Source organism: Flavobacterium sp. MEB061 (assembly GCF_000834715.1).
Lineage (GTDB): Bacteria > Bacteroidota > Bacteroidia > Flavobacteriales > Flavobacteriaceae > Flavobacterium > Flavobacterium pectinovorum.
In genome coordinates, this window is the sequence record NZ_JXQR01000002.1 from 193721 (window position 1) to 218896 (window position 25176).

General features: G+C 39.3%; 13 protein-coding genes. All 13 read right to left on the reverse strand.

Annotated elements, in window-relative coordinates:
* Nucleotides 1-16 precede the first annotated feature (16 nt).
* Nucleotides 17-1921: a glycoside hydrolase family 97 protein gene (locus RT99_RS00765; protein WP_042562799.1), complete on the reverse strand. Its 1905-nt coding sequence runs from the start codon at nucleotides 1919-1921 to the stop codon at nucleotides 17-19.
* Nucleotides 1922-1936: 15 nt separating this feature from the next.
* Nucleotides 1937-4375: a glycoside hydrolase family 2 TIM barrel-domain containing protein gene (locus tag RT99_RS00770; protein ID WP_052483471.1), complete on the reverse strand. Its 2439-nt coding sequence runs from the start codon at nucleotides 4373-4375 to the stop codon at nucleotides 1937-1939.
* 72 nt (nucleotides 4376-4447) lie between these two features.
* Nucleotides 4448-6226, reverse strand: coding sequence for an NPCBM/NEW2 domain-containing protein (locus tag RT99_RS00775; RefSeq protein ID WP_042562800.1), 1779 nt, complete (start codon nucleotides 6224-6226; stop codon nucleotides 4448-4450).
* Nucleotides 6227-6312: 86 nt separating this feature from the next.
* Nucleotides 6313-8163, reverse strand: coding sequence for a beta-L-arabinofuranosidase domain-containing protein (locus RT99_RS00780; protein ID WP_052483477.1), 1851 nt, complete (start codon nucleotides 8161-8163; stop codon nucleotides 6313-6315).
* A gap of 65 nt (nucleotides 8164-8228) precedes the next feature.
* Complete coding sequence (locus tag RT99_RS00785; RefSeq protein ID WP_042562873.1) at nucleotides 8229-9848, reverse strand: alpha-L-fucosidase; 1620 nt, start codon at nucleotides 9846-9848, stop codon at nucleotides 8229-8231.
* A gap of 328 nt (nucleotides 9849-10176) precedes the next feature.
* Nucleotides 10177-12594 carry an alpha-L-arabinofuranosidase C-terminal domain-containing protein gene (locus RT99_RS00790; protein ID WP_052483479.1) on the reverse strand — a complete coding sequence of 806 codons (2418 nt, stop codon included), beginning with the start codon at nucleotides 12592-12594 and terminating at the stop codon, nucleotides 10177-10179.
* Nucleotides 12595-12711: 117 nt separating this feature from the next.
* On the reverse strand, nucleotides 12712-13062 hold the full coding sequence (locus tag RT99_RS00795; RefSeq protein WP_042562801.1) for an L-rhamnose mutarotase: 351 nt from the start codon (nucleotides 13060-13062) through the stop codon (nucleotides 12712-12714).
* Between the two features lie 156 nt (nucleotides 13063-13218).
* Nucleotides 13219-14853 (reverse strand): alpha-L-fucosidase, encoded by a 1635-nt coding sequence (locus RT99_RS00800; RefSeq protein ID WP_042562802.1) that lies wholly within the window; start codon nucleotides 14851-14853, stop codon nucleotides 13219-13221.
* 43 nt (nucleotides 14854-14896) lie between these two features.
* Entirely contained in the window at nucleotides 14897-17785 is a 2889-nt protein-coding gene (locus RT99_RS00805) for an RICIN domain-containing protein (RefSeq protein ID WP_042562803.1), read from the reverse strand.
* 173 nt (nucleotides 17786-17958) lie between these two features.
* Nucleotides 17959-19491 carry a glycoside hydrolase family 43 protein gene (locus RT99_RS00810; protein WP_052483480.1) on the reverse strand — a complete coding sequence of 511 codons (1533 nt, stop codon included), beginning with the start codon at nucleotides 19489-19491 and terminating at the stop codon, nucleotides 17959-17961.
* Nucleotides 19492-19809: 318 nt separating this feature from the next.
* Nucleotides 19810-21342 carry a glycoside hydrolase family 43 protein gene (locus RT99_RS00815; RefSeq protein ID WP_052483483.1) on the reverse strand — a complete coding sequence of 511 codons (1533 nt, stop codon included), beginning with the start codon at nucleotides 21340-21342 and terminating at the stop codon, nucleotides 19810-19812.
* Between the two features lie 140 nt (nucleotides 21343-21482).
* Nucleotides 21483-23498 carry an NPCBM/NEW2 domain-containing protein gene (locus RT99_RS00820; protein WP_042562804.1) on the reverse strand — a complete coding sequence of 672 codons (2016 nt, stop codon included), beginning with the start codon at nucleotides 23496-23498 and terminating at the stop codon, nucleotides 21483-21485.
* 177 nt (nucleotides 23499-23675) lie between these two features.
* Nucleotides 23676-25142: a cellulase family glycosylhydrolase gene (locus RT99_RS00825; RefSeq protein WP_042562805.1), complete on the reverse strand. Its 1467-nt coding sequence runs from the start codon at nucleotides 25140-25142 to the stop codon at nucleotides 23676-23678.
* Nucleotides 25143-25176: the final 34 nt, after the last annotated feature.

Sequence of the window (25176 nt, forward strand, 5' to 3'; positions counted from 1 at the left end):
TGTAGTTAAATATTATTTATTCTATTAAACCAACAAATCCTCCGCCCGGAAGACATTCAACTTTTAAAGTAGCTCCTTTTTTGATCTTTATTATTTCAGAAGAAAAAGATTTATCATCTTTCCCGTCTTTGATAAGCTGAAAACTGTGATCTCCTTTATCAATAAAATCAAACTTCACGACTAAAGTCTGAGGTACATTTTTTCCGTTTAGCCCGCCGATATACCATTTATTTCCTTTCTTTCGCGCCATAATCACTTTCTCTCCCGGATAACCATCGATTAGTTTTGTATTATCCCATACAAAAGGAACATGTTTCAAAAACTCTTTTGGTTCTTTCGGTAAAGATTCGTAGGCTGAAGGTTTGTCGGCAAAGTGCTGCAATCCTGATTCAAATACAACAGACAAAGCCAGCTCATGCGCATAAGAAGTTATATGTGGATGTTGTGAATCTGAAAATGTAACCGGAGTATAATCCATTGAGCCAATCACATTTCGTGTAAACGGAAGTGTGGTATTATGAGCTGCGGCTTTATTAGTCAATACCTGATCATTATTGTACCATTCTGCACCATATACCGCCTCTGTTGTCATGAGGTTGGGGTAGGTACGTGACCAGCCACGCGGTACTGTTGCACCATGAAAGTTTACTAATAAATGATATTTGGCTGCATCCTTCAGGATATCAATATAATAGTTCATCATATCTTGCTGGTCACCGGCAAAAAAATCAACCTTAATTCCATAGACTCCTATTTTATTGAGCCACGAAAATTCTTTGGCACGCTTTTCTGCAGTAAGTAAACGATCATTTGGTGTGGGATCAAGCCATATTGTTCCTGAATTGTACCACATTAATGGTTTAATTCCTTTGCTTTTTGCATAGTTTACGGCATCGGTTATATTTCCGCCATTAGTCATTACATCCCATTCCCAATCGATCAGCACATAAGGCCAATTCATTTCTACCCCTAAATCAACATATTCCACTACCTTTTTATAATCTTTTGAGCCATGATTATTTGCCCAGTAAATCCAGGAAACTGCTCCGGGTTTAATCCATTCTGTGTCTTTTAATTGATTGGGATCGCTTACATCTGAAATCAAAGTGGATTCGACAATATCAGACAATTTTCCAATGATAAGTGTATGCCACTGAGAATTCCATGGTAATGTAGCCTTAACACCCGTCTGCTGAAAATTATCACGGGCAGAAGGATACGTAACCTGATATTGGTTTGTATTTTTGAGGTTTGATAATTTTGCAGCACAATTATTGGCTGTTATATTCGCTTCAGAAATTAGCGTCCAAACTGGTTGGTCATTCACTTTGTACAAAGCCGGGAAACCCCATTCCTGCCCTTTGTTAGCTGAATCAGTTTTGTTTAACGGGAAAAACTTTTCATACGAAATATCATAAGGCTGCATCCAACAAGATGTATTATCCGCTAATACATAAGTTGTGGCTTCGTTAATAATATCAACCTTTGAATCTGAGTGATTTGGAAAAACATAACGAAATACCACGCCATCATTATAAACCCGAAAAACAATATTCATGGGCTGCTGATTTGAATTTTGAAAGCTGAAGGTCTTTTCTGTACCTGAATTTTCACATAATCGGCGTTTGCCACAAACCATTTTGTACTTATCGTGTATTGAAACAGGTTTTGATTCTGCAACAAAATTCAGGTTGTCTGTAAACTGTTCATCAGCACGATTAATACCTAATTTAGAATCAGGCAATACCTCTGTAAACTTATTTTCAATTTTATATAAAGCCTTAAAAGAAAGATTGTGTGCTGCATTTTTATCGGGTAAATTCAAAATAACTTTTATTTTCCCGTTAGGCGAAATTATTTCTTGTGCATTTATTATAAATGAACTTAAAATAAAGAATAGAAAAGTGATGGTACGTTTCATAATTCTGTTTATATATTACTTATTCTGAGTTGATTTAATAAAAATACTATTTTCTTCCAACTGATTTGAGGTTACCGTTAATTTAATTTCACCAGCCTGATGATTGCTTTTTATTACGACTAAAACTCTGCCTTTCCATGCTTTACGTGTATCGCCTACATATTGTTCGATGTCTTTTATATCAGCATTATCTACTCCGGCAATGACACCCGGTCCATCAATTTTAAAATTCAAACGGTTGGCAGCATTAGGTTGGAATATCCCATCCTTATCCGTTATTTCAATAGTTATGAATGATAAATCCTGTCCGTTGGCTAGTATTTCTTTTCGATCGGCTGTCAATTTTATTTTTGAGGTATCGCCAGCAGTTTGAAGAATTGTTGATTCCATTTCCTTATCATTTTCTACACCAACAGCTTTAAGCAAACCTGCAGCATATGGAATCGGAAAAGTAGCTTTAAATTGCTCGTCTTTACTCGTTTTTTGTTCGCCAATTAATTTGTCATTGAGATATAGTCTCACTTTTGGATATTTTGAATACACCTCAACCTGAATTGTTTTCCCTTCAAAACCCGGCCATGTCCAGCTTTCCCATGTTGGCCATACCGACCACCAGGTTTCTTTAATTTCTAACGGTTCCGGGGCTGGTTCACGAACTGCCATGTAGAGTTTCTCATTGTTATTATACAACATGCTTCTGTAATGAGAAATAGGCTTTCTCCAGCCAATCAAATCGATATCACCACAATAAGCAGCATGATAAGGGAAGAAATCATTTTCCCAATGCTGTCCGGGAACTTCTCCGGAATAATAATAACGTCCAATTCCTGACTCACCTAAATAATCCATCGCTGTCCAAACGAAATCCCCGATTACATAATTGTTTTCCTGTACCAGTTTCCAATTATTAAAAGCATCTTTTGGATAAGATTCCGTCTGAACTATGATACGCGAAGGCACTCTTTTATGATCGTCCGGAGCGGTATTCAGGTTGTAATTATAGCCGGCAACATCGTGTACGTTTATCAAAGGATCGAGGTTTTCCCATTTGTCTAAATTTACAACTGCAGAAGTTACAGGTCTTGTCTTGTCTATTTTCTTTATTTCCTGCAAAAGTATTTTAGCTGTTTCAACTGCCTCAGGTTTTCCTCGTTCTACGATTTCGTTACCTATGCTCCACATCACAATAGAGGGATGGTTTTGATCCCTCAAAATCATGGTTTGTAAATCTTTTTTCCACCATTGTTCAAAATATTTTGCATAATCATTGGTGTTTTTCCCCATTTTCCAACAATCAAAAGATTCATCCATTACCAATAGACCCAATCTGTCACAAGCATCAAGAAAGGCTTCAGAAGGCGGATTGTGAGAAGTTCTCACGGCATTGAATCCTCCTGCTTTAAGCAATTCTACTTTGCGCTCTTCGGCACGGTCAAAAGCAGCAGTGCCTAAACAACCGTTGTCATGATGAACGCACCCACCGTTTATTTTTACTGTTTTTTCATTCAATTGAAAACCATTTTCTGCCGTAAATTTTAGGGAACGAATACCAAAATTATTTTTTGTGTCGTCCAGTACTTTTTTATCTTTTAAAACCTGAATCTGAGCCTGATATAAATTCGGCGTTTCCGGTGTCCAAAGCATCGGGTTTGATACTTGTATGGTTTGAGTTATTTCTTTCTCGCCATTGGCAGGAACCTCAACCTGCGTCTGATTGTTTCCAACATTTTTTAAACTTTTATTGAAAAGATCGGTTTTAACAACAATTCTCTGAATAGCCGCTGTTTCATTTTTAACCGTGGTTTTTACCAGTACAGTCGCCTTTTTTGAAGATACTTCGGGAGTTGAAACAGCAACGCCCCAATTTGCAACATGTACTGGATTGGTAACGATCATCCAAACATGACGATAAATTCCTGAACCACTATACCATCGGCTGTTCATTTGTTGTGAGTTGTCGACACGTACTGCAATAACATTTTCTTTTCCAAAAATCAAATAAGGTGTAAGGTCATAACTAAATGAGGAATAACCATAAGGATAAACACCAAGTGATTTTCCGTTGATAAAAACCTCCGAATTCATATAAACGCCTTCAAAATAAATAGCTATTTTCTTTGCTTTCCAACTATCAGGTACGAGAAAAGTTTTGCGATACCAGCCAATTCCTGACGGAAAATATCCGCCACCTGCTCCAGTAGCATTTTTGGGATGAATTTTTCCTTCAATACTCCAATCGTGTGGTAAATCAAGTTTACGCCAACTCTGATCATTAAAGTCATTTGCTTTGGCTTCAGAAGCGTCGCCTTGAAAGAATTTCCAATCATAATCAAATAGCTGTTTTCTTTCTACGCCATCTTGTGCATATCCAGAAAAAAAGCTTGTAAATAGTATAAATGCGAATACTATTTGTTTTGTGAGATATTGATTTTTGTATAAATTTAAGCTATTCATTTTTGTTGCGTTTATATTTATAATTGGTATTATTGATATGAATATTCATCAATTTGTTATTGCGTAATTATCTTAATGCAAAGGACTTATTCGATAGAGTCCGGCACCATGTTGTGGCAATTCACGCTCAAAGTTTCCATTAAAAGTTCCGAGATCTTTGTGACTCCACAAATCATGCACTTTTGCTTTGCCTTTTGTACCAATGTCTTCAAAGTTTACTTTTACATTTGCGCTATCGGGAAAATTCAATGTTCCTTTATCAACCAAAACTCCAAAAGTCACTGAGCCTATTTCCTGTGTTACGTAGCCGGTTGCTGTAAAAGAATCATATCCTTCGGGCAATTGATAAACGATCACAGACTCTCCATGAGCACCAATTCCCTCTCGTGTTTCATTATTTATAATAATTGGGTTATTGTCGCAGGTTCGATTGACATTCGCTTCTCCCCAGCCTGAAGTTGCGCTCAGCCATTTGAGGTCAGTCAGTTTTAAATCGCCTTTAGAACCGTGAAGTACAGGATCGACCCAAACGATATGATCCCAATCAAAACCGTTGCCGCCATCTTTCACAAAGAGAACAAGTTTTTTACCCTCTTTTACCGATACTTCTATCTTTTGCGAACTCCCTTTGCCAGCGATTATTGGACTTACATAATCTGCATTGTTGAAATCTACATTCTCTCCCTTGCTTTGCGCATTAAAAAGAGCCACATACTTGTCTTTACTATTAGGGACATCGGCTGTCCACACAATCAGATTCTTTTCGCGCGACACCTGACGGTTATTTAGGCTGTATTGATTTACTTTGAGCATTTCGGGATTGGTAAGCATTTCTCTCGTAAAATCGTCGAACCTGGTCATATCTCCACCAAAAATAAGTGGCGAACGACCAATAGCCCAAAGACTCATAAGCATATACTGTTCGTTTTTGGTGAAATTGGTTGGACGTTTGAATTCAACAATCCCGATAGGCAGCATATCGGCATCTGGAAAATGTCCGGGGCCACGAAAAGGTGTCCACACATCCATTCGCTCAAACATACCTTGCAACAATCCCCATCGATCCCAAAAATCATCAGTGATGCGCCACATATTGGTATGATTCATAACATGCTCGCCCATTTTAACCGGCGTTGCTCCGGGCGACAAACTTAACAGAATTTGGCGACCGGTTTTGTCTATCGCTTTGCGGAGCGCTTCAATTTCTGCTTTTTGCACATCATCGTAAGGTCTTGAAATATCGTCACACTTGATAAAATCTACTCCCCAATCGGCATACAGCTGCACAATAGAATTATAGTAAGCCTGACCTTCGGGGCTATTAGCATTAACACCATACATATCAGGATTCCATGCACAGGTAGAGCTTTTAATCGCAATATCCTGAGCTTTTACTTTTGTTCCGAGTACAGGGGTATTCTTTTCGACAGCCTGACGAGGAATTCCACGCATAATATGAATACCAAATTTCAGCCCTTTGGAGTGCACATAGTCTGCAAGGTGCTTAAAACCTTTTCCATCAGCAGCCGAAGGAAATTTTTTCAGCCCGGGAGTTAAGCGGCCATATTCATCCATGGTGAGCATCGCTTTGGGGTCGTAAGCATGTCCTTTTGATTCAGGCTCATACCATTGAATATCTACTGTGAGATAGTTGTATCCGCTGGGTAAAAGGTATTTTGCCATCGCATCGGCCTGTTCTTTTACCTGCTGTTCCGTAATGGTTGTTCCAAAACAATCCCAACTGTTCCATCCAAGAGGTGGTGTTGATGCCCATTGGTGGTATTTTGGGGTTGTTTGTGCATTTGTAACACTAAAGACAACTGCCAAAAACAAGGTAAGTTTAAATTTCATTTTTATTTTAATTAGGTTAAAAAACAAATCTTATAATTTTCTATTTTAGTTTTAAATCATTTGTTATTAAGCACATAAGCTAATCCCTAATACTCATTTCGGATAGTCGCATACACTCCATATGACTCATTACTTACTTTGTAAAAAGGCAAAAGCGTATATTCTTTTCCATTATTTTTCAATGTGAATGACATAGAATTCTCTCGTTTAGATATATTTTTCAAAATATCTGGCTCATTTCCTTTTAATATTGTTTCTTCATTAACTTGAAATGCTAATAAAACCGGTCCATAAAACAGTGCAACTACATTTGGATTATCAGGCATTTTTTTTAAATCAAAATGATAATTAAAACGTATTTCTATCTTATCTCCATTTTTCCACTTTTTGTCAATTATAAAATAAGACATCGGAGTTGCATTAGTTGTAACGAGTTCTCCGTTTACCAAAACCTGAGTTTGTTCATCAGCCCAGGATGGAATAAATAATTTCAATGCAAATGGCGTCGTTTTATTAGTCGTTATGTTAAATTTTACAATTGAATTATCTGGAAAATCAGACGATTGTGACAAAGTAATTCCTTTAGATTTCCATTTCACAATAGAAGGAACATACAGATTGACCCAAAGGTTATCATTGTTATGAAAATAAATATTAGCATTTAAGTTCGTAAACGCTTCAATAGTTGTTCCGTTGCAACAAAAAAACTCAGTGGGACTGGCAAAACCCTTTTTATTCGGAGAACCCAATGGCAAAGAATAAACATTCCATCCGGTTTCGGCATTTTGTAGTGCAAAAACAGAATTATAAAGTGTGTTCATATATACATCAGCATATTCGGGTTGGGCAGTCCAACGAAACAAAGTGCTTGTGATTTTTTGAGTGTTATGTGAAACGCATGATTCAGATGTTTTGTCAGTAAGCGTTGTACTTAAACAATCCGGTTTTCCCCAATGTTCTGATGTTTGAGCAGTTGGAGTTGTAGCAATTGGCCTTGGACCACTACTAGAACCATTTACATAAGAATGATGATGTTCCAGCATATCCCAAAAATGGGAAACAACATCACGATAATAGCTGTCTCCTGTATTTTCATACCGTTTGGCAAACCCAATTATCAAAGGCAAATGAGTATTAGAATGCAAACCAGACAAAATATCTTTCCCCTCATACAATGGCTGGCTAAACCACTTACGGTCGAAAAGACAAGCTAATTTGTAATGCGTTGAATCTTTGGACACTTCAAATAATTTCTGTAAAACATCATTCATTCCACCCGCTTCATTTGCGGGATTTGCCTGAGGAGTATATAACATTTTTTCAATACTTTCAGGCGAAAGTTTATCCATACGCTCTTTTACATAAGCAGCCATATTAACCACTATTGCATAGGCTTTTTTATTTCCTGTATGCTGATAAACATCGAGCATTCCCTGCATAATTTTATGATAGGTATAGTATGGAGCCCAAACTCCGCTAAATTGTGTTTCCAATGTAGTAAAATCTTTTTCTGGGAATGCGCTCAGGTATTTGCCTCCAAGTTTTTGCTGACACTCTTCAAGAGCATCAACCATGTATTTCAAACGTTTTTGAAGCAAAGTATCACCCGTTTTTTCAATTAAAGAAGCACAAGCCGACAAATAATGACCTACAAAATGTCCGCGCAATCCCACTTTAGGCGACTCCCAACCTTCAAGTGGTTTCGCTTTCGATTCAATTCCGGCATTTATTTTAAAATTGTGTAATAGCCTATCTGTATCAAACTGATAAATATACTTTGCATTGACAGTCTCCCGCTGCTTTATCCAGGACTCAGACAAAACAACATCTTCATTTAAAAATGCAATGGGCTGCTTCTCCTTGTCAAGGAATGATTGTCCAAAAAATGTCTGACAAACAAACAAAACCAACCCAATATATTTTATTTTATTTTTCATATTGAAAATTGAATATTAGAAAAATAGTATTACAATATTGAAACTATATCCTAAATCAGAAACAATTACTTCATAGCTATTTTAAAAACAATCGCAATATTATTCGGAATAGATTTTGGTTTTATAATTACCAATGAATCTGCTTCTTGTTTCCATGAAATTTTTTCTTTACTGCCAAGAAGTTCAATTTTTTTGATTTTTCCTGTTCCTTCTTTTTTTGCCAGTGACTTCAATAAAATATTTTCTGTTGGTTTACCCATCACCGTAGCATACAATACATTTCCTTTCTGATTGTATCGAATATCTTTTGCTGAGTATTGTATTTTTCCTTCATTAAATCCCTGGCTATTAATAGGGTTCGCTAGATCAGCGGCTGGTCCTTCACCGTACAGTTTCCACGGGCGGGTGTCGAAGATGCTCTCTTTGTTTATGTCCATCCAGGCCGCAATACCTTCAAGAACAGCAACTTCTTTGTCATCAATTGTACCATCTCCACGCACAGGGATATTAAGTAATAAATTTCCATTTTTACTGACAATATCTACTAAAGAACGGATGACACTCGCAGCCGATTTATAACGGTTTTCATCATATACCTTTCTATTATAATGCCAATCACCTATACAAGTGCAGGTTTGCCATGCTTTGGCTTGTGGCTTATCAGGAGCTCCACGTTCTACGTCCCATACCATACATTCCTTTTGTTGTTCAGTGAGTATTTTACCAAACAGAACCACTTCAAGCTTCCCTTTATGGGTTGCCATATTATGGTTGTAGTAGTGAGCGGCTATTTTTAAACCAGCATCGCTAGCCGGATACAATGGGAGTGCTGTATCATCAAAATATAGCAGGTCAGGGTTGTACAAATTAATAAGATCCATAGTGCGGTTATAAAAATTTTCACAGTACGCTTGTGAAGGCCATGAGCTTTTATCCTGCCATTCCCAATTCCATCCCTTTCCATTGCTTACTTCATGGTTTTGTGCATACAATTCCTGAGGATCTAATCCTTCCCACCAAGTACCTTTTCCGGCTGCTTTTGTAAGTTTTCCATCGTATGGAATACCCATAAATTCTCCAGATTTATCGGCGCCCTGTGCCGTTTCGTACCACATCCATGCATGGGCAGCATGTACACTCAATCCAAAAGGAAGCCCCTGTTTTTTAGCGGCTTTTGACCAACCATTTATAATATCCTTTTTAGGACCAACACGAACAGAATTCCATTCCTGGTACTTGCTGTTCCATAAATCCAGGTTGTCGTGGTGATTGGCCATCGCAAAAAAATATTGGGCACCCGCACGTTTATAAAGAGCTACAAGTTTATCTGGATCCCAGTTTTCTGCTTTCCAGTCGTGAATTACGTCTTTAAAACCAACTTTAGAAGGATGACCGTAATGTTCCACATGCCATTTATAGTAATCAGAACCTTCTTCATACATGCCACGTGCATACCAGTCGCCCTGTTCAGGCTGACACTGTGGTCCCCAATGTGCCCAGATACCAAATTTTGCATTGCGAAACCAATCAGGAACTTTGTATTGGCTGAGAGATTCCCAGGTTGGCTTAAACTTTCCATCGGCAACCTGTTCACTGCCTTCTACCACAGGCAACGGAAAATTTTCCTGAGCCTTCAGGAAACATGAGAATAGTATAAAAATTGCTATGGACAGACTAACTTTCATTGAAATTTTTAAATTCATAATAGTATTATTTTGCTTTTTACCAACGGATATCTATTGATAACTCTGTCTATGTTGTTTTATCAGATTATATTTGAATTTTTTAAAACTACTTTTTCCTCCTACAAAGCACAAAGGCTTATTTGTAAACTCGAAAACGTGAATCAAAAAAGTGTTATTAACCTGAATTCAATGATCGGTTCTCTCAGAAGAGGATGAGAAGGTCCATTACACACTTGCAAACGGTATATTAGACATCAAAATCAGGTTATTATATATTTTTACAAAAAAAGTAACTGTATATTTTATTTTTTTAACTGCCTCTCATCTTTTAATGTAGCGTTTCTAAACGCAATATCGTTAATGAATTTCCGGGAAAAGAACGTGTAATAGTGGTTCCTGAAAATTTTACATTTTCAGTTTTTGGAGAAACTTTAGTAGGTTGTTCCATTGTATTTTCATCCAACGGACTGGCCGATGTAAGCACAATAGCTTTTCCTTTTCCGGTCAGCTTTTCGGCTCCTGACAAATTAATTTCTGTTTTTACAGTGCCGGGTGCTGCATTCACAACTTTAAGGATAATATCTCCCGAAAGTTCATCATTAGCTGCACTTACACAAATGCTGTTGGTTTTTAGATTTGGAGTTGATATTTCCTGTATAAGTTTACCATCAAGGTACGCTTTAATTGTGCCTCCTTTAACTTCAACTTTAATATCATACCATCGGTCTGTTTCTATACTTCCGGGAATGATTTGCTTGCTGAATCCATTGTCCAACGTAAAGCCGGTATTTTTATTACAGCCGATTTCCCATCGCATCTGATCTTCTTTATTCTGATTCCTGAAATAAATCTGGATACCATTCTCTCCGGAAATTTTACGTCCTTTAAAGGTAACTGTATAATCGGTCCATGATTTGTCACCGAAAAAAACTGAAGCATTAACAGTTGTTGCTGACTGACGAAGTACGCCGTCTTTTACCTCCCATTCCCCTGCTGTTTTTTGCCAGTCATCAATGTTTTTTGTAAAATCCGATTGAAGCATAACACGCCCATCCGATGCGAGTACTTTTAAGTCTTTAAACTCTGCCGAATTGTTTGAAGTACCAAATCCAAGGCCTCCTTTTTCATAAAATGCCAGGAGTGGTGCTCCTGCTACTTTTACAGGCAGAGAGACGGTACCCTGATTTTGGGCAAACAACTGTTGAGCATAATAGCCTGGCAGACCATACCAGTGTTGACTATCAAAATTAATCAGGTTAATAGGCCATGCTCTATGGTTCACATTACAAAACAGAGGCGCATAAGCACTCATGGTAACCACGTCTGAGTTTCGTTCCAGACCCGTCATCCAGGCTGCCTCGCCAATAGCACCACGCAGGTTGCCCTTCCCTGTTTTGCTTGTTACCGCATATTCACCAACGAATATTTTCGGGCTTTTTCTGTCGTAATTGTCGTACTTGTTTGTGTTCAGGATAAACCACTCAGGATTATCATAATAATGTTCATCAACCAAGTCAGGCATGGGATCTTTAGGATATGCACCCCAACTGTTGGCAACGAGTGCAATATCAGGATATTTTGTGCGGATGGCGTTAGCAATAAGCTTCCATCGCTCTGCATACTGGTCGCCTCCGTTTTCGTTTCCTATCTCGATATATTTCATATTGAACGGTTTAGGATGTCCGTTTTTAGCACGAATGCTTCCCCAAACTGAAGTCTCAGACCCATTTGCATATTCTATTGCATCAAACGCATCTTGTACCCATTGTCCCATTTGATCCATAGGTACAAAATCTCTATGCGACATTCCGACATTGATACAAAACAAAGGCTCAGCACCAAGATCTTCTGCCAACTGCAGATATTCGTGATAACCTAAACCCTGAGTAGCATTGTAGCCCCAGAAATTCCATGACGAGGTACGTGTATCGATGTTCCCAATTGTTTTTTTCCAATTGTGCATTTGCTTGAAACTATCTCCTTCTACCCAACAGCCGCCTGGAAACCTAAAAACCTTAGTCTGCAAAGCATTAAAGGCTTCCGCCAGATCTGTCCGCAGTCCATGGTTTTTCCACGTTTGATCGGGCATGAGCGAAATCATATCCATATGTAAGCGGCCATTACCTTTCGCGCTTATCTCAATATGTGCTTTAGGGTCGCTGCCTGTCGCCGTTAAACTAACGGTATAGTATTTCCATCCCTCATCAAAGCCTTTCACTTCGGCATTAGCCAACTCTATACCGGCAGCACTTACAATACTAACCTTGAGCGGTGCATTGAAGCCTTTAACACTACGCGCTGCTAATTTGAAGGTATATGAATTCCCTTTAACAATATTCATTCCCCAGAAACCATAATTTTCAAGCTTAAATTCTCCTTTGGCCTCAATTGAAAGATATTTTCGATTGAATACGTTTAACCCTCCAACTTGCGGATACAAAGCATCTACATTAATGACCGAAGCCTTGCTGGCATCATTCTGATTTATAAATTTCCAGTTTTCAAGCGTATCAGAATCCTCAAACGAACGATTCCTGATAAGCTCGGGATAAAGACCGCCATCAGTTGAATGGTTAATATCTTCGAAAAAGCTTCCGAATAATGTTGATGGAATACGATGTCCAGGTGTGTTGACTTCAACCGTAATTTTAGCTTTACCCGCTTTGGTGGCCTGCGCATTCAGAACAGTACTCAATCCGCAAAGTAATAAACCTGCAATCAGCTGTTTATTTATGTCTTTTTTCATTAGTTTATTATTTTTTTTATTTACAGCTAACGGCAACTAAGGCAGCAATTACTAACGCTACCATATTATCGGCAGTTATTGCCTCATGTTCGTTTAGCTTATCTGGGCTTTTTATAGCTAATCCATTTTATAAATTCGATCCATCAATTGCCATTTTTGGTCGGCGGTTGCCTCGGCAGCGCTATCCTGAAATTGTGACATATGCGCTTCCCATTCGCTTTGACGTGGCTTTAGTGCTAATTCGATCATCGCCTTATCGTGATCAAAATCAGCTACGGTATCCATAATCATGAAAAGCTTTGTTCCAAGAAGGTAAATTTCCATATCAACAATCCCTACCTCTTTCATTCCCTGCGTTATCTCAGGCCAGGCAGCTCCTTTAGCATGCGCTTTTTTATAGGCTTCGATTAATGTAGATTTGTTAAGCAACTCCATGGTTTTGCAGTAACGTTTAAATGAATTTTGCATTTTTTACAATTGTTATTCTATTGATTAGCGGATAGTATTTTTTTGTTGTTTTCAGATTCTTGTTATTACATAGAAGCTTTAGTATTCAGTATAAAACATGTAATTCTTTAAAATTCTTTCCTCATTAAAAATAGCAAGTCAACATTTATTCTTTATTTATTTTATTTTAAGCACTACTGCAATATCATTCGGAATAATCTTCGGTTTTATAATTACCAATGAATCGGCATATTGTTTCCACGAAAGTTTCTCCTTACTTCCAAGTATCTGAATACTTTTAATTTTGTCCTTATTTTTATTCTTGCCAAGCGATTTTAAGCAAATGTTATCAGAAGGTACTCCTAAAAGCGTGGCATAAAGAATTTTTCCGTTTTGATTATAACGGATGTCTTTGGCTGATAACTTTATTTTTCCTTCGTTGAAACTTTGGTTGTTAACGGGCTTTATCACTTCAGAAGCAGGTCCCTCACCATAATGCTTCCATGGGCGTGTATCAAAAATACTTTCTTTATTCACATCCATCCAGGTTGCTATTTTTTCAAGAATTGCTACTTCCTTATCATCGATCGTGCCATCTCCCTTAACGGGAATATTAAGCAGCAGGTTTCCGTTTTTACTGACAATATCAACCAACATATGGATTACTGTCGCAGCCGATTTGTATCCGTTATTTTCATAAACTGATTTACTGTAATGCCAGTCACCAATACAGGTACAGGTTTGCCATGGAAGGTTTTGGATGGTATCAGGCGCACCTCTTTCTACATCCCAAACCATACATTTTTTTTGCTCATCGGTGAGTATTTTTCCAAACAGAACAGCCTCCAGCTTATCATTGTGGGTTGCCATATTATGGTTATAAAAGTTCGCCGCAATTTTTAATCCCGCATCGCTTACAGGGTAAAGAGGCAGTGTAACATCATCAAAATAAAGCAAATCGGGATTGTACTTATTGATAAGATCTATGGTTCGATTATAGAATTTTTCACAGTAAGCCTGTGAAGGTACCGCTGCTTCATTGCTCCAATCCCACTGATTCCATAAAGCATACAGATCTTTTTCGCTTCCTTTGCTCAAAGGATGGTTTTGGGCATAAAGTTCAGCAGGATCAAGTCCTTCCCACCATGTTCCTTTACCATCTGCTTTGGTGAGCTTTCCATCGTAAGGAACTCCCGCTAATGCTCCTGTCTTATCTGAGCGCTGGGAGGTTTCAAACCACGTCCAGGCGTGTGAAGCGTGTACACTCAGTCCGAATGGGAGATTATATTTTTTTGCTGCTTTTGACCAGCCAGTGATAATATCTTTCTTAGGCCCTACACGAACCGAATTCCATTCCTGGTATTTACTATCCCACAAATCCAGATTATCATGATGATTGGCCATGGCAAAGAAATATTGGGCTCCTGTGCGTTTGTATAATGCTACAAGTTTTTCAGGATCCCAATTTTCAGCTTTCCAATCCTTAATAACTTCCTTGAATCCCACTTTGGATGGATGACCATAATGTTCAACAAACCATTTATATTGGTCACCACCTTCGTTATACATAAATCTCCCAAACCAGTCTCCTTGCTCCGGTTGACATTGAGGCCCCCAATGCGCCCATATCCCAAACTTAGCATTACGAAACCAGTCCGGAGTTTTATATTGCTGTAGTGATTGCCATGTTGGCGCAAACTTTCCGGCAGCAACAGGTTCATTACCTTCCCTAATAGGCGATACATACTTTTCCTGAGCTGCCAAAAACTGTGAAAACAGGATACAAACCATTATAAATCGGTTAATTTTCATATACCTTATATTCTTTTATATTTATAATTTTTTCAAAACAGATCTATTTTTTAATAATCTTAAATGATTTTGAGAAATTTGAGTTTACTCCTTCCACTTTTACTAAGTATAATCCGGGTTGCAATGAAGCTCCCATTAACAATTGCGCTGCTTCAGAAGTGGATTCTGCTGCTTGTACTTTTTTTCCTGTAATATCAAAAATGCTGACACGAATTGGTTCATTCGATTTTGTAGCTTCAACCTTAAAATTATTACTAAATGGATTTGGATAAAAAGCTATTGAAATGTCTGACTCTTCTGAATCATTTTTAGACAACGAATTCACTTTTAAATTTTGAGTACCTACTATATTTATTAACCATTCCTGATTAAAACTGCTGCTCTGGCTCCATTGATATAAATCAGCACCATTGGTCGTAGTACCCATTCCATCGAGATACATACCAGTGGCTTTATTCTTAAACTTAAAATAACTTCCTGCGGTTTCGCGTGTCCAATATTGTGCATCACTGCCACTATAACCATATTGTCCTACTACGGAACCATTGGAATTTCTATACATACCATCAAGATACAATCCTGAAGCGCGATTCTTTAACATTACATCGTTTCCAACCGTTTCAATTGACCATTGTTGTGCAGTTGCACCGCTGTTAGCATATTGCCCTGCATTGGAGCCATTGTCTAACCTGTACATTCCATCCATCAGCAAATTGGTACCTCTATTGGCTAAAGTGACGTAGGAAACAGAAGATTCTGCAGGATCCCAGTAAATTAGGCCTCTTCCTCCGCCTGCACCCATATATACTCTTCCGGCAACATTCATATCTCCTACAAGCAATGACGTACCCCCAAACTCATGGGCGTCATCATTGATTCTAAGCCATGTTGCACCCTGATCTGTTGATCTGAAAAGACCATTGACACCTGACACCGTTCCCCAGATAAAAATAGTAGGATAGCTCGCGCCGGACATTGTTTTTCCTATTCCGATAGTTTTGCAATACGATACATTGGCAACAGTTGTATAAGCCACCCCAGAGTTGGTCGAATATTTTAATCCATTTCCGGTAAGAGGCAGCCAAATATGTCCTTCAAAACCGGGCACTGTCCTGATCAGGACGGGTTCCCACGGATGATTCGCGGTTGACGCACCCGGTGTACCTGCTACTGAAAAATTGACTCCCTTATTGGTGCTTCTAAGCAATTGCCCAGTTGATGGATGGTATATGTAAAAATAATTTGAATTTACCTGATCAGCCACCGGTGCAGCATCTCCGAGCGATACACCCGAACAGCCAGACCAGCTTCCTCCGTTATTGGTAGTATACCAGGTGGTTGTAGATCCCCAAGGGCAATGCAGTATAGTATTTCCATCGGCGCTTATGGCAACTCTTCCTGATACGCCCTTGTTAGTGGCGGCGCCCGTCCATGTAGTTCCTTTGTCGTTAGAATAGTAAACAACGTTTTCCCCGTTACCAATTCTTACTACTTTGCCCGGGTTGACAGCAGCATAAGCAATGCTATGGTTATTATAACCTCCTAAAGGAGAAATCCTCGTTGACGGAAAAGAAGTCAATGACTCATGTACAAAGCCTGATACGTCTCCGAAAGAAGAAATAAAAGGACCTCCCGGAATGCTGACCCCGTCCAGCAATGCTGTTTCTTCAATTCCTATCGCATCATTTTTCCATGAAGTATTCGCAACTGTAATATTGGAACAGGTAATTACTCCGCCTCCCCCTATTACATGTACTTTTAAAGGATCATTAAGATCAAACTCAATAGAGTCCATCCAATTAATAGCTCCCCCGACTGTCCAGTTCATGCCGTTGGCATCATAAGTAGAATCCGGGCCGATTTTTAGGTTCCACGTCGAACCTCCATCTGTTGAGAGAAAAACAAAATCGCCCCAGCCGGTACCGAACTGATTGTTCCAGTACAAACCGCATGTCGAAACCACTACTCTATTGCTATTGGAAGGATCTATACTTACGCCGCCATACGGATACTTTGCCGTAGCATGATGTGCCGGAGTAACATTTGTCCATATTCCTGTACTTGTGTTGAGCTTATATACTCTGCCCATATCATTTGCAGGAGTAGTTCCGGAATAATCACCTGAAATATTGGGACCTTGTTCAACAGAAAGTGTAGCGTACATGGTAGTACCCTGTAGTGCTACGCGGTGCGGCATAAATCTATTGTCGGGAGAAACGTCTGTAAATGTTACTCCTCCATCTGTACTCTTGTAAATATTGGCGCTGCCGATGCGGGAAACACCTATGTAAATGGTTTGTGTAACCCCGTTTACCACAGCACTCAAAGGATCATAAGCAACAAAACAAATTCCGTTTCCATTAGCAGTGGTCGTTACACCGTTCCACGCCTGGTTCCAGGTAACGCCTCCATCTGTACTTTTCCATAATCCGTTGGCTCTGGTTCCACAGAATAATATGTTGCTGTTTTTGGGATCTACAGCGAGGCGTTCCCCGTTGGAACGCCCATATCCATTTCCATGTGTTTTGAATTTGGAGGTAACATCTGTATAAGTGAAGGTATTTCCTTTATCTGTGGATTTTAATATGGCTGTTCTTCCGTTGGCTATATATTCCGTTCCACAGAGCATATAAACATTATTGGGATTCTGCGGATCCACCGCAAGAGATTCCACTCCGTAAAATCCGTTTTCTGACTCACTCAACCAGTCGAGCAGCTGAATCCATTTATTGTTCCCAGCATCCCAGCGGTAAGCTCCGCCTATATCTGTACGGCAATACCTGTCGCCGGATGTTTGGTGGGTAATGAGTCCTGTCACAAATCCGCCTCCGCCGATGGGTACATTTTTCGAGGTATACGTCTGGGCGTTTGTTAAAACGGGACTAAACACTAAAATAAGGTGTAGAAAGAAAAATTTTATATAGTTTTTCATATTTAATATTTTAATTATACATAAACATTTTAAATATTATTCGACCTTTTTGTTTCAAATTCTGAATCATCTGAACTCAAAAAAGCATTATTACTTTTCTTCCTTATTGTTATTATGAACAAGAAAGCATGAGGATAATTAAGTGCTGATGGTTACAAGACCAACAACGGGGATTAATAAATAAATTTCCAGTCATCAAACAAAAAACCTTCTCCATTAAATACAAAATAGATGTTCGCTGTTCCTTTATCTATTTTCTGTTCTATTTTCTTTGAGAGCGTAGTCCAATCCTTTCCATCAGATATAATTGAAACAATGGCTTTACCTTCAAGATTATTTACATAAACATCAATTCTGCCTTTTCCTTTTACCCTGGCTTCGAATTTGGAAGGAAGCTGTTTGCTGAAATCGGCTCCACGAACCATCAAACATTGTTGATCTGCTTTTCCTTTGGCAACCATATTACCTACATTAGCAGCAGCTTCAAACTGAACCTGACCCGAAGTACCTCCGGTAGTTTCTGCCTGCTGAAGAGCGAATGGATTTAATGGACTAATTTGTGACGGGCCTTTAAAAGTAGCTTTACCCATTTGGAAATTCACATTCTCTTCATCGACCTGCATTTCTTCGATACCTACATTACGAAAACCACCTTTAGTGCCAAAATAATCCTGCAAATACATGGCATGGTACGCGATATAATATTTTCCCTTAAACTTGAACAGATGTGTGTGATTGTTTGTCAAAGGCCCTACGCCAACGTCGCCGGTATTTTTAAAGTAATTATCGCGATACGTCCAACTATCCGGATTTAATGGTGTTTTAGTCGTCATATAGGACATACTGCATTGGGTTGGTTTATCTTTATTCGTATAAGGCCATTCAGTACGCTGTTCCCAACTTGTATTATAGGTATAAGCCCAGGTTCCATTGATAAAGTTAAGATCACTGGCCTCAAAAAAATAAGGTGCGGGTATCTTGGCAACATCGCTGCCCAAACTGATCATATCTGCTCCTAATTTGACGATTCTGGAATTATCCGGCATGTATTTGGTTCTAGGTGTTCCGCCTCCAAATGTCAGCCAGCCCGTTCCCTGATCATCAATCACAACTCCCGGATCGAAAGGAGCTTCGCAATCTACTCCCGGGACAGAGCGGTCTACTATATTCTTTCCCAACGGATCACTCCACGGACCAATTGGAGAAGTAGAAGTAAGGACCGCTGAACCAATACCGCTATTGGAGTAATACAAGTAGAAGTGTGTTTTACCATCGGCCTCAAGTCTGGATGTAATGGAAGGTGCCCAGGAATTCTGACTCCATGGTGCGAGCTTTGCAGTATCGATGAGACCGTGATATGTCCAGTTGACCATATCATCTGTAGACATCATGACCAGCGTGTGAATATGCTCATATGAATTTTTCCCACTCTTTCCTACATGCTCATACTGTTGATGATCATTTGTGGCATACACATAAATTCTTCCATTGTATTCTACAGTGGTCGGGTCTGCCGTAAACATAAAATCTAATAAAGGATTTGCATCATTGATAAGGAGTTTTGGCGAAACATTTGCGAATTTTTCTTCAGGGTTTTCTTTAACCTTTTTAGGTTTACCTGCTTTAGTCTGCGCTTCTGCGCATTCTCTCCCCCCCATAAAAGCCATAACAATGACTGTACTTAACAATACTTTTTTTCTAAACATGCTTTTTTTATTTTACCCAAAAAACGAATATCTGTTCAGGGTTAATTTCAATTGATTTATTTTTCTGTAAGGTATTGTAACAAAGAGGTTAATTCTTCCCCGGAATTGGCTAACACTTAACTAAATCTCAGGGAAGGAAATAACTTTATGTTATAATTAAGACCATGATCAGACACTGATTAAGCGCTTTATTGTTTTTGCGGATTCCTTGATAAATAGATCCAACTTTGTTGTTTAAGGTTCTGTTCTTCTTATTCTACAGTTTTTAAAATAACACGCAGATAGAATTAATTTTAATCTAATTACTATTCAATGGAATTAATAAATGAATTTCCACTCATCAAACAAAAAATCCTCTCCGCTAAATACAAAATAGATATTCCCTACTCCTTTATCTATTTTCAGTTCTATTTTCTTTGAGAGCGTAGTCCATTCCTTCCCATCAGATACAAGGGAAACAAGAGCCGGGCCTTTAAGACTATTTATATAAACATCAATTCTACCTTTTCCTTTCACCCTGGCTTCGAATTTGGAAGGAACCTGTTTGCTGAAATCGGCTCCACGGACCATGAGACATTGTTTCTCTATTTTTCCTTTAGCAAGCATATTGCCTTCAATACCAAAAGCTTCGAACTGGACTTTCCCCGACGTGCCTGCAGTTGTTTCTGCCTGCTGGAGAACGAATGGATTTAATGGGTTAAGTTGTGACGAACCTTTAAAAGTTGCTTTGACCATGGGGAAATTAACGTTCTTTTCATCCACCTGCATTTCTTCGATACCGGCATTACGAAAACCGCCCTTAGTGTCAAAATAATCCTGTAAATACATGGCATGGTAAGCAAGATAATATTTACCTTTAAACTTGAACACGTGAGTATGATTGTTTGTCATAGGTCCCACATTAACGTCGCCAGTATTCTTAAAGTAATTATCGCGATACTTCCAACTATCCGAATCTAACGGTGTTTTGCTTGTCATATAAGATATGTTGCATGCGGTTGGTTTATCAATATTTGTATAAGGCCATTCAGTGCGTTCATCCCAACTTGTGCAATAGCTATAAACCCAGGTTCCGTTGATAAAGTTAAGGTCACTGGCTTCATTAAAATAAGGAGCGGGTATCTTAGCAATAGTGCTAGCCAAACTGATCATATCTGATCCTAATTTGACGATTCTGGCATTATCAGGCATATATATTGTTTTAGGTGTTCCCGCTCCAAAACTCAGCCAGCCTGTACCTTGGTCGTCAATCAAAACTCCGGGATCGAATGGAGCTCCTACATCCACACCAGGAACAGAGTGGTCGACTATGTTCTTTCCTAATGGATCTTTCCACGGGCCAACGGGAGAGGTGGAAGTAAGCACGGCTGAGCCACCACCGCCATTGGAGTAATACAAATAGAAGTGCGTCTTACCATCTGCTTCCAGTCTGGATGTAATGGAAGGCGCCCAGGAATTCTGACTCCATGGTGCAAGCTTTGCAGTATCAATAAGACCATGATATGTCCAGTTAACCATATCATCGGAAGACATCATGACCAGTGTGCGGATACGCTCGTATGAATTTTTCCCATCCTTTCCTACCTTCTCATACTGTTGATGATCATTCGTTGCATACACATAAATTCTTCCATTGTATTCTACAGCTGTCGGGTCGGCCGTAAACATAAAATCTAATAATGGATTCGCATTATTGGTGAGAAGTTTCGGAGAAACATTTGCGAATTTTTCTTCCAGGTTTTCTTTAATAATTTTCGGTTTAACTGCATTAGTCTGAGCTTCTGCGGATTCTCTGCCTCCCAGAAAAGCCATAACAACGGCTGTACTTAACAATACTTTTTTTCTAAACATGCTTTTTTTATTTTTACCCAAAAACGGATACTCGTTAAGGGTTAATTTTAATTAATTATCGTATCACTGCAATCTCTTTGTCAATTCCCAGTACCCTTCTTTACTTATAAATCGAGCTCAGATTAAGAAATCTTATCCCGCTATTTAACCGGCATAAATTTGTACAGCGCCACTCCATGCATCGGAACCTTCACCGAAAGAGCCTCTTTGTCTGCATGGATTGTTGTAATATCTTTTTGGCGCCAAAGATCACGCACCTTTTGCTTTCCGGAAATGCCAAGCTTTTTCAGATCCTTGTAAGAGATATCTACTTTCTCCAGACCGAAATTGCAAAAACCTGCTACACGACTGCCATCCTCCAATTCTTTTACATAAATGCGCAGATCTCCGATAGTCTGAACACAGGTAGCCTGTTTGCCAAGAGCATCCTGATTAACAGCAATCACTTCATCGTTTGTCAATAAATTCAGGGTAAAGGCATCCAGCTTTTCCAAATCGCAACCCAATAGCAGCGGAGTAGAGAAAAGGCTCCAAAGGCTGACGTGAAGATATTGCTCATCTGGTTTAAGTTTGGTCGGATGCAGGTTACCCCATCCTACGGTTCCTACGACCAGCATGTCCGCATCGTTCCAGTTACCAGGTTTAGCGAAGGCTGCAGATTGATCCTGCGCTAATGCAATGCCTTTAACGTTGGACCAGGTGTCCAATATATCATTGGTTGTACGCCAGCTGTTTCCTCCTACCGAATCACCCCATTTCCAAACATCCGACATTCCGTATTGACACAGGCTGAAAACAATGTCACGAGGTTGCTGATGGATATACTCTCCCATTAATTTGTATGGTTTGACGGCGGTAGACAATTGATAACCTCCATTATATGATATGGAGATTACTTTGTTTGGGTCGTTATCAGGTATACCATTTAGCACTCCTCCATAGCTGCACCAATCGTATTTCAGATAATCAAAACCCCATTTGGCATAGGTTTCAGCGTCTTGCTTTTCATGACCATAACTACCCGCACAGCCACCACAGGTCCAGGGACCAGGACTGGAATAGATACCGATCTTCAAACCGAGACCATGCACATAATCTGTCAGGGCTTTCATATCACCAAACCTTTTATTAGGAACTATAGTACCAGCCTCGTCGCGCAGTTTACCTTGCAGGGAAGGATCTGTAGAATCGCGGTTATTTTGCCAGTAGTCGTCGATATTTATATAACTCCATCCATAATTTATAAGTCCGGTTTTCACTATTGCTTCTGCAGCGCGTTTAATTTTTTCACCAGAAACTTCATGAGCGAAACAATTCCAGCTATTCCAACCCATTGGCGGTGTAAGTGCAATTTTATCACCACAGCTAATACGCAAACTTTTTTCGGCTATACCTTTCGCATTCTTTGCTTTCAATTGAATAACGTAAGTGCCGGCTTTTGCAAGCTTGCCAGTGATAAGTCCTGTTTTTTGATCCAGCTCCAGTCCCTGAGGCAAGCCTGTAACCTGAAAAGTCATTGGTCGGTCTCCGCTGGCAGGTATCCTGAACTGAAACGGTGAGCCAGGACGGACACCGAAAACGCTTGCACTATTAATCTTCGGCTTTGCCGATGGCTTAGGGGTAAGAATGTAGGGTTCACTTGGGACAGGATAAAAAGTAGCAAAAGTTGATACGCCTGCCGCCTCAAATTTAGCATCAGCCCAGTTGGCATGATCGCTGCCACCGTCTCCTGCGTCTGTTACCCGCAACTCAAGTTGTTTCACACCCGAAAGTTTAACACTACAAAGCCGGGCAGCATCATTTTCATGCATTACACCGCTCGCCCAAAGCTTCTCTCCATCACCGAATACTATAAACTCTACGGCGGGATTACGTCCTTTCACTTCATCATCAATACCAACCTGTGCGGTAAACGAATTTGCCTTACCATCGAGCTGAATAAAAAGTGAGCTTTCTGCATGTGTGCCGAAGCCACGCTCAAAGGTTTTGCCTGCGATGGTCATGATGTTGTCATCAACCGTCCTGTTTTTTTTAGGTACACCCCAGCCCTGTGAGGCTACGCTGAGATCCAGTTCATCTAACCAAACCGTTTGTGCGGAAATAGTACCGCTAACGATTAGCAGTAAAATAATTTTATAGAAATGTTTAAGTTTCATTTTTGTTTCTTTTTAGAACCAATAAATTTTAGATACATTGTTTTCATTGAGAATTCTTTATAAGTAAATCTGTGACTCGTAAAAGCCACAGATTTTTTAAATTCAGTCTTGTTTAATGATAACAATACATGATACCCTGCAAAAACTGTATTTTTATTTATTTATAGTGTCTTACTTTTACTTACCTCCTGCAATAATGGCATCTAACATAGCCTGGTCTTTTACCTCATTCTTAGCTCTGTCTAACATAAAACCTATCTCCCACCAAAATGGCACAATACCATTCGCTTTAGCCTGTTTCGTCACATAATAAGACCAATGATCCACAGACTTGTTGTGCATAGCCATATCCAGAGGATGAGGCTTGTCGAGGTCAGCAGTACGCCTCCAGGTTGCATACTCTCCCAGTATTACAGGGATACCTTTATCAACAAATTTTTGTTTCATCTTTTGGAATTCAGAATCAATCACATCCTCTTCACCAAAGGTGGCGTTGCGTTCCGGCTCAATAGTAGAATGATTCCCAGCTCCCCAGTAATAAATCATCTTACCCCAGCTTACATCTGCATCGGTTACGATCGTAAATAAAGCAGGTGTATAGTTATGTACCTCAACCATCAATTTGTTAGGAATGTTGTCTGTTGGCATCGTATTCATCAGATCAAAAGTTAGAGCAGCATCAGTTCTGGGACCTTGCACAACCAGCACCCTGTAACTGTTTTTACCTCCGGTAGCACGAACTGCCTTGATAAATGTTTCGTAGTAACCATTAAGTATGGCCATCTTTTCGGCATTATCAGCCGGAGGTTCATTTGCACCGGCAAATATTAGGTGCTCATCAAAATCACGCATGGTTGTAGCAATCTGTTCCCAAATCGCCTTTTGCATTGCATTAATAGACTCTTCCTTTGCCTTAGTGATATTATTATCAAGCCAGCCATTATCCGCGTGAGCATTTAGTATCACATACATATCATTATCCACACACCATTTAACTACTTCTTTTACTCTGTTAAGCCATGCCGGGTCAATTTTTGCTTTATCCGGATCGCTTAAATGGGTCCAAACCCAACCACATGGAATCCTTACAGAATTGAAACCTTTTTCTTTTATAAATTTCACATATGATTCGGTAATTTTACTATTCACCCACTCCGCTTCGGTTGGTGCTTCCATGGTATTGCCAAAATTTATTCCCAAATGCATTTTTGCAGACAATTGCATCGCTGTACTGCTCATTCCTGTTTCATCGGGAGCTTTAGGCGTTAAATTATAGGTTGGATATAAACTGCCTTTTTGTATAATTGTAATTCTTCGCGCCTGACCATTTTTCGCTTCAATAGTTAGTACCACAGAACGGGTAGATCCGGTTTCATTACTCAAAACTGTAAATTTTGTTGCTGTAGCTCCACTATTACCGCTTGTTGTCGTTAATTGCAGCCAGGATGCTGCCGAATTGCTCACACTCCATGCACTGTTTGCTTCAATTGTGATGTCTTCTGATGTACCTCCAGCCGGTTCAAAAGAAACTGTTTTTGCTGAAACCGTTAATTGTGGAGCTTCATCTCCATCTTTTGAACAAGATGCTGAAAGTAAAGTAATGATCAGCAACAGCACAATTTTATAAAAATGTTTATGTTTCATTTTTTATTTTTTAGAATTAATAAATTTTTATTTA

Coding starts and splice junctions, on each gene's coding strand:
- RT99_RS00780 (WP_052483477.1), bottom strand. CDS start 8,163: ATGAAAAATAAAATAAAATATATTGGGTTGGTTTTGTTTGTTTGTCAG.
- RT99_RS00795 (WP_042562801.1), bottom strand. CDS start 13,062: ATGCAAAATTCATTTAAACGTTACTGCAAAACCATGGAGTTGCTTAAC.
- RT99_RS00790 (WP_052483479.1), bottom strand. CDS start 12,594: ATGAAAAAAGACATAAATAAACAGCTGATTGCAGGTTTATTACTTTGC.
- RT99_RS00770 (WP_052483471.1), bottom strand. CDS start 4,375: ATGAATAGCTTAAATTTATACAAAAATCAATATCTCACAAAACAAATA.
- RT99_RS00765 (WP_042562799.1), bottom strand. CDS start 1,921: ATGAAACGTACCATCACTTTTCTATTCTTTATTTTAAGTTCATTTATA.
- RT99_RS00805 (WP_042562803.1), bottom strand. CDS start 17,785: ATGAAAAACTATATAAAATTTTTCTTTCTACACCTTATTTTAGTGTTT.
- RT99_RS00785 (WP_042562873.1), bottom strand. CDS start 9,848: ATGAAAGTTAGTCTGTCCATAGCAATTTTTATACTATTCTCATGTTTC.
- RT99_RS00825 (WP_042562805.1), bottom strand. CDS start 25,142: ATGAAACATAAACATTTTTATAAAATTGTGCTGTTGCTGATCATTACT.
- RT99_RS00820 (WP_042562804.1), bottom strand. CDS start 23,498: ATGAAACTTAAACATTTCTATAAAATTATTTTACTGCTAATCGTTAGC.
- RT99_RS00775 (WP_042562800.1), bottom strand. CDS start 6,226: ATGAAATTTAAACTTACCTTGTTTTTGGCAGTTGTCTTTAGTGTTACA.
- RT99_RS00810 (WP_052483480.1), bottom strand. CDS start 19,491: ATGTTTAGAAAAAAAGTATTGTTAAGTACAGTCATTGTTATGGCTTTT.
- RT99_RS00815 (WP_052483483.1), bottom strand. CDS start 21,342: ATGTTTAGAAAAAAAGTATTGTTAAGTACAGCCGTTGTTATGGCTTTT.
- RT99_RS00800 (WP_042562802.1), bottom strand. CDS start 14,853: ATGAAAATTAACCGATTTATAATGGTTTGTATCCTGTTTTCACAGTTT.